At 66.0% G+C, this 13376-nt stretch carries 13 protein-coding genes, 1 tRNA gene and 1 pseudogene; 7 read left to right on the top strand and 8 right to left on the bottom strand.

The window, feature by feature from the left end; genetic code table 11:
• From CV103_RS16350 to CV103_RS16340, 3 genes are all read left to right on the top strand, one after another.
• On the top strand, positions 1-828 hold an 828-nt coding region (locus CV103_RS16350), incomplete at its 5' end, for an NAD-dependent formate dehydrogenase (RefSeq protein WP_245896911.1).
• 106 nt (positions 829-934) lie between these two features.
• A complete protein-coding gene (locus tag CV103_RS16345; protein ID WP_107395569.1) occupies positions 935-2023 on the top strand; it encodes a Dyp-type peroxidase in 1089 nt (362 codons plus the stop codon).
• The gene (locus CV103_RS16340; RefSeq protein ID WP_107395561.1) at positions 2016-2825 is read left to right on the top strand and encodes a family 1 encapsulin nanocompartment shell protein; all 810 of its coding nucleotides are present in this window, start codon (positions 2016-2018) and stop codon (positions 2823-2825) included. The genes CV103_RS16345 and CV103_RS16340 overlap by 8 nt, the downstream gene beginning before the upstream one ends.
• Before the next feature lie 32 nt (positions 2826-2857).
• On the opposite strand, the pseudogene CV103_RS16335 reads toward CV103_RS16340, so the two are convergent.
• The 5 genes and pseudogenes from CV103_RS16335 to CV103_RS16315 all read right to left on the bottom strand — a co-directional run.
• A pseudogene (locus tag CV103_RS16335) lies at positions 2858-3090 on the bottom strand (nucleotidyltransferase); the annotation flags it as partial.
• Between the two features lie 139 nt (positions 3091-3229).
• Positions 3230-3305: transfer RNA gene (locus CV103_RS16330), tRNA-Ala, on the bottom strand.
• 127 nt (positions 3306-3432) lie between these two features.
• Complete coding sequence (locus tag CV103_RS16325; RefSeq protein WP_107395560.1) at positions 3433-4221, bottom strand: LysR family transcriptional regulator; 789 nt, start codon at positions 4219-4221, stop codon at positions 3433-3435.
• Complete coding sequence (apaG, locus tag CV103_RS16320) at positions 4218-4622, bottom strand: Co2+/Mg2+ efflux protein ApaG (protein ID WP_015457191.1); 405 nt, start codon at positions 4620-4622, stop codon at positions 4218-4220. The genes CV103_RS16325 and apaG overlap by 4 nt, the downstream gene beginning before the upstream one ends.
• Positions 4622-5830 carry a trans-sulfuration enzyme family protein gene (locus CV103_RS16315; protein WP_107395559.1) on the bottom strand — a complete coding sequence of 403 codons (1209 nt, stop codon included), beginning with the start codon at positions 5828-5830 and terminating at the stop codon, positions 4622-4624. The genes apaG and CV103_RS16315 overlap by 1 nt, the downstream gene beginning before the upstream one ends.
• Positions 5831-5937: 107 nt before the next feature.
• On the opposite strand from CV103_RS16315, the gene CV103_RS16310 reads away from it, so the two are divergent.
• Positions 5938-6480 carry a glutathione peroxidase gene (locus CV103_RS16310; protein ID WP_015457189.1) on the top strand — a complete coding sequence of 181 codons (543 nt, stop codon included), beginning with the start codon at positions 5938-5940 and terminating at the stop codon, positions 6478-6480.
• 27 nt (positions 6481-6507) lie between these two features.
• On the opposite strand, the gene leuB is transcribed toward CV103_RS16310, so the two are convergent.
• From leuB to CV103_RS16295, 3 genes are all read right to left on the bottom strand, one after another.
• Positions 6508-7551: a 3-isopropylmalate dehydrogenase gene (gene leuB / locus CV103_RS16305; RefSeq protein WP_107395558.1), complete on the bottom strand. Its 1044-nt coding sequence runs from the start codon at positions 7549-7551 to the stop codon at positions 6508-6510.
• 78 nt (positions 7552-7629) lie between these two features.
• Positions 7630-7977, bottom strand: coding sequence for a GntR family transcriptional regulator (locus tag CV103_RS16300; protein WP_015457187.1), 348 nt, complete (start codon positions 7975-7977; stop codon positions 7630-7632).
• A gap of 33 nt (positions 7978-8010) precedes the next feature.
• Positions 8011-8598 carry a nitroreductase family protein gene (locus CV103_RS16295; RefSeq protein ID WP_107395557.1) on the bottom strand — a complete coding sequence of 196 codons (588 nt, stop codon included), beginning with the start codon at positions 8596-8598 and terminating at the stop codon, positions 8011-8013.
• 125 nt (positions 8599-8723) lie between these two features.
• Between CV103_RS16295 and CV103_RS16290 the strand changes: the two genes are divergently transcribed.
• The 3 genes from CV103_RS16290 to CV103_RS16280 are packed head-to-tail and all read left to right on the top strand — an operon-like array spanning position 8724 to position 13199.
• On the top strand, positions 8724-10514 hold the full coding sequence (locus CV103_RS16290; RefSeq protein ID WP_107395568.1) for a peptide MFS transporter: 1791 nt from the start codon (positions 8724-8726) through the stop codon (positions 10512-10514).
• 19 nt (positions 10515-10533) lie between these two features.
• Complete coding sequence (locus CV103_RS16285; protein ID WP_041864760.1) at positions 10534-11910, top strand: amidohydrolase; 1377 nt, start codon at positions 10534-10536, stop codon at positions 11908-11910.
• Complete coding sequence (locus tag CV103_RS16280; protein ID WP_107395556.1) at positions 11907-13199, top strand: amidohydrolase family protein; 1293 nt, start codon at positions 11907-11909, stop codon at positions 13197-13199. Before CV103_RS16285 ends, CV103_RS16280 begins: the two co-directional genes overlap by 4 nt.
• Positions 13200-13376 lie beyond the last annotated feature (177 nt).

Below are 13376 nucleotides of genomic sequence, written 5' to 3'. Positions count from 1 at the left end.
CCCTACGATCAGACCAGACAACCGATCCTACCGGCCATCATAGTCGCCGCTCAACCGGCCATCGTAGTTGTCGCCGCGCACATAACCGTCGCCGAAGTCACCGGGTCCAACAGCATCAGCGTCGCCGAGCATGTGGTGATGATGATCCTGTCGCTGGTTCGGAACTATCTGCCATCGCACAAGATCGCCGTCGAAGGCGGCTGGAACATCGCCGATTGCGTGGAGCGCAGCTATGACGTCGAGGGGATGCACTTCGGCACGATCGCGGCGGGCCGGATCGGCCTTGCCGTGCTGCGCCGGCTCAAGCCCTTCGGGCTTCATCTCCATTACACCGATCCGCATCGTCTCGCTCCCGAGGTCGAAAAGGAGCTGGACCTGACCTTCCATCCGGATGCGGAGTCGCTGGTGAAGGCGGTCGATATCGTCAACCTCCAGATGCCGCTCTATCCCTCGACCGAGCATTTCTTCAACGAAGCGATGTTGGCGAAGATGAAGCGCGGTGCCTACCTCATCAACACCGCGCGCGGAAAGCTGGTCGAGCGGGACGCCATCGTGCGGGCGCTCGAATCGGGCCATCTCGCCGGGTATGCGGGAGACGTCTGGTTCCCGCAGCCGGCTCCAGCTGATCATCCCTGGCGGACGATGCCGTGGAACGGCATGACGCCGCACATCTCGGGCACATCGCTTTCAGCGCAGGCGCGCTATGCGGCCGGCACGCTGGAAATCCTGGAGAGCTGGTTCGACGGCACGCCGATCCGCGACGAATATCTGATCGTAGATAGCGGGGTGCTCGCCGGCACCGGAGCCACATCCTACAAGCTGACTTAAGGATAGCCTTGGACATGAGTCGGCGCGCCCTCCTTCGGGCGACCGGCCATGTCTCGTCTGCCGTGCCATACGGATGGTCGTTGATCCGGCTGCCAAGGAGTCGAGCGTGCCCTCTACTGTCTCTCAAGATGTTACCGCCCGTTCCCAGGCTGTCGATGCGCGGCTCACCCGCGCCGCCATCTTTCTGGTCGTCGCCATGGGCGCGGGGGACAAGCCAGAGGCGGCGGTGCGTGGCCTTTGCGCCATTCTATCGTCGCTGGTGCGCGGCGTTGGGTTCCGGGCGGCGGACGGCGGGCTCTCCTGCATCATGGGCATCGGCTCCGACGCATGGGACCGGCTGTTCGGAGCCCCAAGGCCCAGGGAACTGCATCCCTTCCGCGAAATCCGCGGCGTGCATCATGCGCCGTCCACCCCAGGCGACCTGCTGTTCCACATCCGCGCCGCGCGCATGGATCTGTGCTTCGAGATAGCGGCGCAGATCATGAAGCGGCTCGCCGGCGTCGCGTCGGTGACGGACGAGGTGCATGGCTTCCGCTATTTCGACGATCGCGACCTGCTGGGATTTGTCGACGGGACGGAGAACCCCGTCGAGCAGGCGGCGATCGACGCCACCGTCATTGGCCCGGAGGATGATCCGATCTTCGCCGGCGGCAGCTATGTGATCGTCCAGAAATATCTTCACGACATCGCCAAGTGGAACGCGATTCCCGTCGAGCAGCAGGAGAAGATCGTCGGGCGCGAGAAGCTGTCGGACGTCGAGCTGGACGAGGCGGCCAAGCCGAGCTTCGCGCACAACGTGCTGACGAACATCGAAGAGAATGGCGAGCAGCTGCAGATCCTGCGCGACAACATGCCGTTCGGCGATGTCGGCAAGGGCGAGTTCGGGACATATTTCATCGGTTATGCCCGCTCGCCTGCGCGGATCGAGCGGATGCTCGACAATATGTTCATCGGCCTGCCGCCGGGCAATTACGATCGCCTGCTCGACGTCAGCCGGGCGGTGACCGGCTCGCTCTATTTCGTGCCGTCGGCCGACTTTCTGGACGCGGTAACGCCAGAACCGCCCATGGCCGACGGCAACGATAGCGGTGGCGATGAGACGATACCCGAAGCGCCCGCGCCGCCGGCGCCCGAGCCAGCATCGAACGGATCGCTCCGCATTGGATCACTCAAAGACGAGGCAGGACATGAATAACCTCCATCGCGAACTCGCCCCGATCTCCGACCCCGCCTGGGAGCAAATCGACCAGGAGGCCACCCGTACCCTCAAGCGCTATCTTGCAGCGCGCCGGGTCGTGGACGTGCCGGATCCGAAGGGGACCACGCTCGCTGCCATAGGCACGGGCCATACCAAGCCGATCGAGGCGCCGGCCGATGGCGTCGAGGCAGTGCGGCGCACCGCCAATGCCGTCGTTGAGCTGCGCGTGCCGTTTACGCTCACCCGCGCGGCGATCGACGACGTGGAGCGCGGTTCCGAGGATTCCGACTGGGCACCGCTGAAGGAAGCCGCGCGCAAGATCGCTTATGCCGAAAATCGTGCGGTTTTCGACGGCTATGCCGGCGCGGATATCGGCGGCATCCGTCCGGGCGCCAGCAACGAGGCGGTGACGCTTCCCCCGGACGTCTCGGGCTATCCCGCCGTCGTTGCCCAGGCGGTCGACCGGCTGCGCCTCGCCGGCGTGGAAGGGCCCTACCAGCTCGTGCTGGGCGACGACCCGTTCACCGCGGTCAGCGGCGGCAGCGAGGAAGGCTACCCGGTGCTGCAGCATATCCGGCGCCTCGTGGAGGGGGAGATCATCTGGGCGCCCGGCATCGCGGGCGGTCTGGTACTGACCACGCGGGGCGGAGATTTCGAGCTGGACCTTGGGCAGGATCTGTCCATCGGCTACCTCAGCCATACGGACAAGATGGTCGAGCTATATCTGCAGGAGAGCTTCACCTTCCGGCTGCTGACCACCGAAGCCGCCGTGGCGCTCGAGGTTTCGCAACGCGAATAACCGGCGCGCCGACTTCGGGAGGCGGCGACGGCCTTGTAGTTGACGATGATCAGTAGGTCGAAATCCGACCGACAGCCCTTCGCAATATGCGGTTCATGGACCCAGCCCGTGCATGGCTGCCATAAAGGATGATCTTGATACGGCCGAGCTTGCGCTTGCCGGTCGCCATCATGGTGACATCGCTGAATTCCTCCAACAGGATTGCGATCACGCGTTCCAGTTCGCGTTGCTTTGCTGCCCGACGGTGATCGAGATCGGTTCGCACGCCTAATCTGCTTCGCGCCATTGTAGCGGGAAGCTAAAAGGCGTTTGCGATACCAGAAGCTCGTTTTGGATGGGATTTTGGGCCTGCTTAAGGGCCTCGGCGAATCACTTTTTCAAAGTGATATCTGCGTCTTCGGGTCTGGTGGAGCTGAGGGGAATCGAACCCCTGACCTCTGCAGTGCGATTGCAGCGCTCTCCCATCTGAGCTACAGCCCCTCGCCCGAGGCGGTCCCTTTAGCGGCAGCTTTCCGGGGATGCAACGCCCATCGCGTCGAATTTTTCAAAGATTTCTTTCATTCCGCGGATGCCCTGGCGAACGGCCCACGGCGGGGCCGCGCGCGGATCAGTCCAGCAGGGCGGAAACCAGCGCCTTCACCTTCTTCTGCCGCCATTGCGGGAGCGGCGCGAGCAGCCAGTAGGACGGGCCTTCGGGCCGGTTGGTATAGGATTTCACGCGGCCGGTGGCGATGTCCGCCTCCGCCAGCAAGGCGGGCACGCAGGCTCGGCCGAAGCCCGACGCGGCGGCATCGATGGCGAGGCCGGCATCCGCCACGGTGAGCGGGGCGGTGGCCACGTCGCTGGCCGGACAGCCGGGCCAGCCGATCAGCGCCTCGTTGCCGCCGTCCACGCCGACGGTGACGAAGCCGGGCGCGGGGAGGGGGGCGCCCTCATGCTCGCCGGCATTGCCGACGAAGCGAATCGCCAGATCGAGATTGGCCTGGGTGAAATCCAGCTCCTCGTCCGCCGCGATCAGCACGAAGCGCAGTTCGGGATCGGTGCGGCCGTAGGCGGCGAGGCGCGCGCTCAGCCATTTGGCGGTGAGATCGCGCGGGGCGGCGATCGTCAGCGTCTTGGAGGATTGGCCCGCCTGCATGGCGCGCACCGCCTCCTCGAACTGGAGGAAGCCCGCACGCAGCGCATCGAGGCCGGCAGCGCCTTCCGGCGTCAGTTCCAGCCCCTTGGCAGTGCGACGGAACAGCACCACGCCCAGCGTATCTTCCAGCGCGCGGATCTGCTGGCCCACGGCCGCCGGCGTCACCGCCAGTTCGTCCGCCGCGCGGGTGAAGGAAAGGTGGCGGGCGGCCGCATCCAGCACGCGCAGGCCGTTCAGGGGAAGGTGGGTCCGCTTCATCCCGTCACCGCCGGGCCGATGAGCTGGAAGCGGGGAATACGCACGTCGAAGCTTGATCCATCCTCGCCCACCATATGATAGCTGCCCTCCATGGTCCCGGTCGGCGTGTGGAGCGGGCAGCCCGATACATAATCATAGCTGCATCCGGGCTCGATCACCGGCTGTTCGCCCACCACGCCCTCGCCCTGCACCTCATGCCTGCCGCCGCGCCCGTCCGATATCGTCCAGTGGCGGTGGAGGAGCTGGACGGCGAAGGGACCGTCATTCTCGATGCGGATATGATAGGTCCAGAACCAGCGGCCCTTGGACGGTTCCGACTGTTCCGGCAGGAAGCTGACGGAGACGCGGACCATCACGTCCCGCGTTGCCGCGCTATATGGAAAGAGCGCGGCGAACGGCATCAGAGGCCCACCGCCTTGAGCGCGCGATCGAAATCCTCGATCACGTCCTCGGGATCTTCCAGCCCGATATTCAGGCGGAGCATGCCTTCCTCCACGCCCATTTCCGCGCGGACAGCTTCCGAAAGGCCGCTGTGGGTGGTGGAGGCCGGATGTGTCATCAGCGAGCGCGAATCGCCGATATTGTTGGAGATATCGACCAGCTCCAGCGCATCGAGCAGCCCGTGCGCCTGCGCGCGTCCGCCATCGAGGTAGAGCGACAATATCGTGCCGCCGGCCGACATCTGCTTCATCGCAAGATCGTGCTGCGGATGGCTGGCAAGCCCCGGATAGAGCAAGCGGGGCACGCGCTTTTCGAGGAATTGGGCGACCTTCAGCGCATTCTCGCTCTGGCGGCGGATGCGGAGGTCGAGCGTTTCCAGGCCCTTCAGCACCACCCAGGCGTTGAAGGCCGAAAGGGTGGGGCCGGTGTTGCGGGTGAAGGAAAGCAGGGTGTTCTCGATGAAATCGGCCGTGCCGCAGACCGCGCCGGCGAGCACCCGGCCCTGGCCGTCCATCATCTTGGTGGCGGAATAAGCGACCACGTCCGCGCCATAATCCATCGGCCGCTGGAGGAGCGGCGTGGCGAAGGCATTGTCCACCACGGTGAGGATGCCGGCGTCCTTGGCGATGCGGCACACGGCTTCCAGATCGACCACGTCCAGCGTGGGATTGGCCGGCGTTTCGAAGAAGAAGAGCTTGGTGTTCGGCAGGATGGCGGCGCGCCAGGCATCGTTGTCCCGCGCATCGATGATCGTCGCGGTGATGCCGAAGCGGGGTAGCAGCGTATCGGTGAGCCAACGGCAGGAGCCGAAGGCGGCGCGGCCGGCGACGATATGGTCGCCCTGGCTCAGCTGGCAGAGCAGGGCCGCCGTCATCGCGGCCATGCCGCTCGCCATCGTCCGGCAGGCTTCCGCGCCTTCCAGCAGGGCGATGCGCTGTTCCAGCATCTCCACCGTCGGGTTCTGCAGGCGCGAATAGGTCATGCCCTGCTGATCGCCGGCGAAGCGGGCGGCGGCATCGCCCGCGCAATCATAGGCGTAGCCCGAGGTGAGGAACAAAGCCTCGCTCGTCTCGCCATAATTGGAGCGCGCCGTGCCGCCGCGAACGGCCTGGGTGGCGGGGCGCCAGCGCGAGGTGATGGAACGATCCTGTCCGGTGAGCTTCTTCATGGGGATCGCTTTGCAGCGGCGGGGCAAGCCGCGTCAATCCGCCAGCGCGCCCTTGCGTATGCCAAGAGGCCGAATATGGTGCCGACCGACCAGAGGAGATGGATGAAATGGCTGCAATTCGGGATATTCCGCTGAAGGCGATCGACGGCGGCGATGCGACGCTGGGCGATCATGCCGGCAAGGTGCTGCTGGCGGTGAACGTGGCCTCGCAATGCGGGCTGACGCCGCAATATGCCGCGCTGGAGGCGGTGTTCGAGAAATATGGCGACCGGGGCTTCGCGGTGCTGGGCTTTCCGGCAAACGATTTCGGCGCGCAGGAGCCGGGAACGGACGACGAGATCGCGTCCTTCTGCGAGACCAATTTCGGCGTGACCTTCCCGATGTTCTCCAAGATCGCGGTAAACGGCGCCGATCGCCACCCGCTTTATGCCGCGCTGATCGCGGCGAAGCCCGAGGCCCAGGGCGGCGACGGGATGGAGGCGAAGCTGGAAGGTTACGGCTTCAAGCGCGCCAACCCCAGCGACATCCTGTGGAATTTCGAGAAGTTCCTGATCGGCCGCGACGGCAATGTCGTGGCGCGCTTCGCGCCGGACGTGGCGCCCGACAGCCCCGAGATCGTCGAGGCGGTCGAGCGCGAACTGGCGAAGTAGGGGGCGGGCGCCCGATTCGGGCGCGCCTCAGAGCGCCGCGAGCACCGCATCCCCCATTTCGGCGGTGGACATCCTGCCGCCGAGATCGGGGGAGCGGGCGCCGGCCGCGAGCGCGGCGGCGACGGCGGCCTCGATCCGGTCGGCCTCCGCCGCCTTGCCGAGCGAATAGCGCAGCATCATCGCCGCCGAGAGGATGGTGGCGAGCGGATTGGCCTTGCCCTGGCCGGCGATATCGGGCGCGGAGCCGTGGATCGGCTCGTAAAGGCCCTGGCTGCGGCTGTTGAGCGTGGCGGAGGGCAGCATGCCGATCGAGCCCGCGCACATCGATGCCTGATCGGACAGGATGTCGCCGAACAGGTTGCCGGTGACGATCACGTCGAACTGGCCCGGATCGCGCACCAGCTGCATGGCGGCATTGTCCACATACATGTGGTTGAGCGTCACATCGGGATAGTTGCGCGAAACCTCGATCACGACATCGCGCCAGAGCTGCGAGGTCTCGAGCACGTTCGCCTTGTCGACCGAGCAGAGGCGGCCCCGGCGCGCGCGCGCGGTTTCGAAGCCGACGCGGGCGATGCGGGCGACTTCCGCCTCGTTATAGGACATGATGTCATAGCCTTCGCGCAGGCCATCGGCGGTGGTGCGCATGCCCTTTTCGCCGAAATAGACGTCGCCGTTGGTTTCGCGGACGATGACGAGATCGATGCGTGCCGCCACTTCCGGCCGGAGCGCCGAGGCATCGGCCAGTTCCGGGAACAGCCGGGCGGGGCGGAGATTGGCGAACAGGCCCAGTTCCTTGCGCAGGCCGAGGATCGCCTGTTCGGGGCGGAGATGGCGTTCCAGCGCATCGCAATCGGGATCGCCGACCGCGCCGAACAGGATGGCGTCCGCGCGGCGGGCGAGATCGAGCGTCTCGGGGGGGAGGGGGTGGCCCACTGCCTTGTAGGCCGCGCCGCCGACGAGGCCGCGTTCGAAGGAAAGGGCATCGCCCGTCACGGCATCGAGCACGCGGACGGCCTGTTCGGTGACTTCCGGGCCGATACCGTCGCCGGGCAGCAAAGCGATGAGCATGAACCAATCCCCTAAATGTCAGTCGGGGGAGCCCATGCCGTCTGCGGGGCCGTTACGGAAGCCCGAATATCGGAAAATTCAGCCGGCGACCCGATCGAGCAGGTCGGCCGGATCGAGATCCAGCCGGCGGATGCGTTCGGCGATGCGGGGCCATTCCTCGCTGAGGAAGGTTTCGCGTTCGGCCTTGAGCAGGCGGCGCGTGGCGCCTTCCGCCACGAACATGCCCACCCCGCGCCGGACGGTGACGAGCCCGTCTTCCTGGAAGCTCTGATACGCCTTCGCCACGGTGAGCGGGTTGGCGCCATGTTCGGCCGCGAAGGCGCGCACCGAGGGCAGCGGATCGCCATCGGCATAAGTGCCGTCGAGGATGGCGGCCGCGATATGATCGCGCAGGCGGAGATAGACGGGACGGGCTTCCTGAGTCATCGGCGTAATGCTGTAATAATACAGCACGGCGCGTCAAGCGATGTCTGGTTCCCACGACGAAACGACCGCTTCATAGGCCGGACGGGGCCGTTCCTCGAGCGGGCGGGAAGGCGATCCCAGGAAGATGAAGCCGGCGATGCGTTCGTCCGCGCCGCCGAAGGCGTTGCGCACCATATCCGAATAAGCGGGCCAGCCGGTCAGCCACCCGCCGACGAAGCCCAGCGCATGGGCGGCGGTGAGCAGGTTCATGCAGGCGGCGCCTGCCGACAATTCCTGTTCCCAGAGCGGGATGTGGCTGGCGTGCGCGGGCCTGGCCATCGCGACCACCAGCGCAGGCGCCTGATGGGCGAACTGATCGATCGATTCCAGTTCCAGCCGGCCGGCATCGGGCTTGCCTTCAAGATAGGCGCGGCGGAGCAGCGCGTGGAAGGCATCGCGCTTTTCCGCCGGGACGATCACGAAGCGCCAGGGCGCGAGCTTGCCGTGATCGGGCGTTCGCGTGGCGATCTCCAATATCTGGCGAAGCTCGCCGGCATCGGGGCCGGGCGCGACCATGTCGCGCGGCTTGCCGGAGCGGCGGGAGGCGAGAAGGGCGATGGCGGAGGAGCGATCGTTGAACATGGCGCGATGGGTATCAGCGCCGACGCCGCGCAACAATCTTCTTCACACGGGAAATATCGGCGCTAGTCTGCCGGCCAATCCGGCCGGGGCTCGGCACCCGGCATATCATATCGAAAGTGATCCTGATGGTCCAACCCGCAGCCGATGCGAGCCCGGAAACCGGCGCCGCATCCGCCCGACGAACCGATGGCCCCACATGGTTCGGCCACCCGCGCCAGCTCGCGCGGCTCTTCACCACCGAGATGTGGGAGCGATTCGGCTTCTACGGCATGCGGGCGCTGCTGACGCTCTACCTCGCCGAACATTTCCTGTTCAACGACAGCACGACGACCGGCCTTTATGGCGGGTTCACCGCCCTGGTCTATCTGACCCCGTTGGTGGGCGGCCTGATCGCCGACCGTTATCTGGGATCGAAGCGATCGGTGAAGTTCGGCGCGATCCTGATGGCGCTCGGCTATTTCACGCTCTGCTTCGGCGGCGAAACCGCCAAGCCCTATGCGGTGATCGACGGGCAGCGTTACGAGGTGCAGGTCGACAAATCGACCGCCGCCAAGCAGCAATATGTGGTCGACGGCGACACGCGCCTGGCGATCAAGGGCAATGAGGACGGCACGGTATCGCTGCTCGCGGCCGACGGATCGGTCGCCCGCACGGTGCAGAAGGGCGGCTTCGAGGCCGGGGGCGACCGCAGCACCTTCTTCACCATGGTGATGCTGATCGCGCTCAGCATGATCACGGTGGGCAACGGCTTCTTCAAGCCGAACATCTCCACCATCGTCGGCACGCTCTACGAACCCGGCGACCGCCGCCGCGACGCCGGCTTCACCATATTCTACATGGGCATCAACCTGGGGTCGCTCTTCTCGCAGCTCCTCTGCCCGTGGCTTTCGGTGGCTGTCGGCTGGTGGGCGGGCTTCGGCCTCGCGGCGCTGGGCATGCTCTTCTCCTGGTCGCTGATCCAGTTCGACGGCGGCAAGCTGGACGGTTATGGCGAGCCGCCGGTACGGACCGGCCCGGACCGTTCCTGGCTGATCTACATCTTGTCGATCGTCGCGATCCCGCTCGTCTGGTTCCTGTTCGTGAACCTGATGAACTCGCCCGCGCCCAAGTCCGGCGAGGGCATGCTGGGCTATCTGCTGGCGCTGCCGCTGATGGGCAAGCTGCTGTTCGGAACCTTCCTCGTCGCCGTGCCGGTGATCCTGGCATGGTCCTACAAGGTCGGCAGCAAGGTGGAATTCCAGATGATGCTCGCGGCTTGCGTGCTCATCATCTTCAACGTCGTGTTCTGGACGCTGTTCGAACAGGCGGGTTCCTCGCTCACGCTCTTCGCCAACCGCAACACCAATCTTTCGGTGTTCGGCCTGTTCGAGATGACGGCGGGGCAAACCCAGTTCTTCAACGCCTTCTTCATCGTCGCGCTGGCGCCCTTCTTCTCGATCATGTGGACGGCGCTCGCCAAGCGCGGGCTGGAGCCTTCGATCCCGGTGAAGTTCGGCGTGGCGCTGGCCGGCGTGGGGCTGGGCTTCCTCGCGCTCGTCTGGGGATCGCATTATGCGGGCGCGGACTTCAAGGTCGGGCTCTGGTGGCTGGCGCTGCTCTACCTGATCCACTCGATGGCGGAACTGTGCATCTCGCCGGTGGGGCTGAGCATGATCACCAAGCTTTCCATCGCCCGCATCGTCGGCCTGATGATGGGGCTGTGGTTCCTTTCCATCTCCGTCGCGCAATATGTGGCCGGCATGGTCGCCCAGGTCGCCAGCGTCGAGACGGTGGGCGGGCAGGTGACCAACCTGAAGGTCAGCCTGGATACTTATGTGAACGTGTTCTGGACGATCGGCGTGGTCTCGATCGGGATCGGCGTCGTGCTGGTCCTCATCTCTCCCCTCATCAAGAAGTGGATGCACGGTGTTCAATAGGAAATTCGCCATCGCGTTGATGGCGGGAATTGCGGTGGCCGCCGGATCGGCCGCCGAGGGCAAGCGGAAGCCGGCATCGCAGGATGCGCCGCGGGCGATGCCTTCCAGCGATCCCTTCCCATCGACCTACCATGCCTATCCCGGCGTGCCGACGCTGGTGACGAATGTCACCATCTATGACGGCGAGGGCGGCCGGATCGAGAACGGACAGGTGCTGTTCGCCGATGGCAAGGTGGTGGCCATCGGCCAGACGGTGGATGCGCCGCAGGGTGCCACCGTGATCGACGGCACAGGCAAGTGGGTGACGCCGGGCGTGATCGATGTCCACAGCCATCTGGGCGATTATCCGAGCCCGGCGGTGCAGGCGCATTCCGACGGCAATGAGGTGACTTCGCCGGTGACGCCGCAGGTGTGGGCGGAACATAGCGTGTGGCCGCAGGATCCGGGCTTCAGCCGCGCGCTCACCAATGGCGGCGTCACCACGCTGCAGATCCTGCCCGGATCGGCCAACCTGTTCGGCGGCCGATCGGTGACGCTGAAGAACGTCTATGCCCGCACCATGCAGGGCATGAAGTTCCCCGGCGCGCCTTACGGCCTGAAGATGGCCTGCGGCGAGAATCCCAAGCGCGTCTATGGCGGCCGCAGCCAGGCGCCGGGCACGCGGATGGGCAATATCGCGGTCGACCGCCAGACCTGGGCGAAGGCCGAGGAATATCGCCGCAAGTGGGACAAATATGAAAAGGACGGCGGCGAGCCGCCCGCCCGCGATCTGGGGCTGGACACGCTGGCCGATGTGCTGCGCGGCAAGATACTGGTCCACAACCACTGCTATCGCGCGGACGAGATGGCCAACGTGATCGATATGTCGAAGGAATTCGGCTATAAGGTCACGGCGTTCCACCATGCCGTGGAAGCCTACAAGATCGCCGATCTGCTGAAGGCCAACGGCATCTGCGCGGCGATGTGGGCCGACTGGTGGGGCTTCAAGATGGAAGCCTATGACGCGGTGAAGGAGAATTTGCCGCTCGTCCACAATGCGGGTGCCTGCGCGATCGTCCATTCCGACGACGAGAACGGCATCCAGCGGCTGAACCAGGAAACCGCCAAGGCGCTGGCCGCCGGCCGCCGCATGGGCATAGACATTCCCGACGAGGTGGCCTGGACCTGGCTTGCCATCAACGCCGCCAAGGCGCTGGGCATCGACGACCGCACGGGCAGCCTGAAGCCGGGCAAGATGGCCGACGTGGTGCTGTGGAACGGCAATCCGCTGAGCGTCTACACCCGGCCCGAAAAGGTCTGGATCGACGGGGCGCTGATGTATGACGCGCTGGATCCGAAGCGCCGGCCTGTATCCGATTTCGAGCTGGGCCAGCCCGGCGAAGGAGATGTGAAGTGAAGGCGGTCCTGCTCGCCGCGGCGGCGCTGATCGCCGTTCCGTTCGCCCCCGCCATGGCCGAGACCGTGGCGATCACCAATGCAAGGCTCGCCATCGGCGACGGTTCCGGCCCCGTGGACGGCGGCACCGTGGTGATGCGCGACGGCCGCATCGCCGCCGCCGGCCGTGGCGTGGCCGTGCCCGCCGGCGCGCGCGTGATCGACGCCGAGGGCAAATGGGTGACGCCGGGCCTCGTCGCCGGGTTCAGCCGGCTCGGCATCGTCGAGGTGGATGGCGTGCGCCAGACCAACGACGCATCCGCCGGCAAGTCGCCGTTCAACGCCGCGCTGGACGTGGCGCCGGCCGTGAACCCGCGCACCAGCGCGATCACGCTCAATCGGGCCGAAGGCGTGACCCGTGCGGTGGTGGCGCCGGAAAGCGACGGATCGATCTTCGCGGGCCAAGGCGCGGTGATCGATCTGGGCGCGGATATGAGCCCCATCACCAAGGCCAGGGCGTTCCAGTTCGTCGAGTTCGGCGAGGAAGGCGCATCGCAGGCGGGCGGCAGCCGGCCGGCGACCTATGCCGCCTTCCGCAACGCGCTGGCCGAGGCGCGGGATCAGGCCGCCGGCAGGCGCGGCGACGATGCGCTGCTGACCCGGCCGGACGCGGCTGCACTGGCGCCCGTGGTCAACGGGCAGGTGCCGCTTCTCGCCCATGTCGAGCGGGGCAGCGACATATTGCAGGCGCTGGAGCTGAAGAAGGAATTCCCGGCGCTCAAGCTGGTGCTGGTCGGTGCGACCGAGGCGTGGACGGTGGCGGCGCAGGTGAAGGCGGCGGGCGTGCCGGTCATCGCCTCGGCGCTGGCGGACTTGCCGGCTTCGTTCGAATCGCTGGCGGCCACCCAGTCCAACATCGGGCGGCTGCGCAACGCCGGCGTCACCGTCGGCATCGGCATGATCAACGACAATGACGCCCGCCAGGCCCGGCAGGTGAAGCAATATGCCGGCAATCTGGTGGCGCTGGGCAAGATACCGGGGGCGGCCGGGCTCGATTGGGGCGCGGCGCTCGCCACCATCACCTCGCTGCCGGCCGAGGCGATCGGCATGGGCGGCGAGATCGGATCGCTGCGCCCCGGCCGGCGCGCCGACGTGGTGATCTGGGACGGTGATCCACTGGAGCTTTCCACGGCCGTCCTTTCGGTATGGATCGACGGCGTGGAGCAGCCGCTCCGCACCCGGCAGGACAAGCTGCGCGACCGTTATCGCACGGCGAACGACGGGGCGCTGCCCAAGGCCTACGAACGCTGACCAAGGCCGGCCGGCGGCGCGGGGGTGCCGCCGGCCGAAGCCGGCCAGTGCGGCGCTTGTCGCCAAATCGATCCAGGCATCATCCGATATGGATCAAAGGATCGTCATTTAACGGACGCATTGCTGATTTAAGCGATCCTTAACGCTGGCAGTCCATCTTAAGTTCTGTTAGCCAAT

The organism is Edaphosphingomonas fennica (assembly GCF_003034225.1).
GTDB classification, from domain to species: domain Bacteria; phylum Pseudomonadota; class Alphaproteobacteria; order Sphingomonadales; family Sphingomonadaceae; genus Sphingomonas_E; species Sphingomonas_E fennica.
Note: the sequence above shows the minus strand (reverse complement) of the source record. Positions and strands in the feature narration are given on the sequence as shown.

Bases quoted from the DNA above. Each gene is read 5' to 3' on its own strand.
- CV103_RS16340 (WP_107395561.1), top strand. From the start codon at position 2,016: ATGAATAACCTCCATCGCGAACTCGCCCCGATCTCCGACCCCGCCTGG.
- CV103_RS16325 (WP_107395560.1), bottom strand. From the start codon at position 4,221: ATGAAGCGGACCCACCTTCCCCTGAACGGCCTGCGCGTGCTGGATGCG.
- apaG (WP_015457191.1), bottom strand. From the start codon at position 4,622: ATGCCGTTCGCCGCGCTCTTTCCATATAGCGCGGCAACGCGGGACGTG.
- CV103_RS16315 (WP_107395559.1), bottom strand. From the start codon at position 5,830: ATGAAGAAGCTCACCGGACAGGATCGTTCCATCACCTCGCGCTGGCGC.
- CV103_RS16310 (WP_015457189.1), top strand. From the start codon at position 5,938: ATGGCTGCAATTCGGGATATTCCGCTGAAGGCGATCGACGGCGGCGAT.
- leuB (WP_107395558.1), bottom strand. From the start codon at position 7,551: ATGCTCATCGCTTTGCTGCCCGGCGACGGTATCGGCCCGGAAGTCACC.
- CV103_RS16300 (WP_015457187.1), bottom strand. From the start codon at position 7,977: ATGACTCAGGAAGCCCGTCCCGTCTATCTCCGCCTGCGCGATCATATC.
- CV103_RS16295 (WP_107395557.1), bottom strand. From the start codon at position 8,598: ATGTTCAACGATCGCTCCTCCGCCATCGCCCTTCTCGCCTCCCGCCGC.
- CV103_RS16290 (WP_107395568.1), top strand. From the start codon at position 8,724: ATGGTCCAACCCGCAGCCGATGCGAGCCCGGAAACCGGCGCCGCATCC.
- CV103_RS16285 (WP_041864760.1), top strand. From the start codon at position 10,534: ATGGCGGGAATTGCGGTGGCCGCCGGATCGGCCGCCGAGGGCAAGCGG.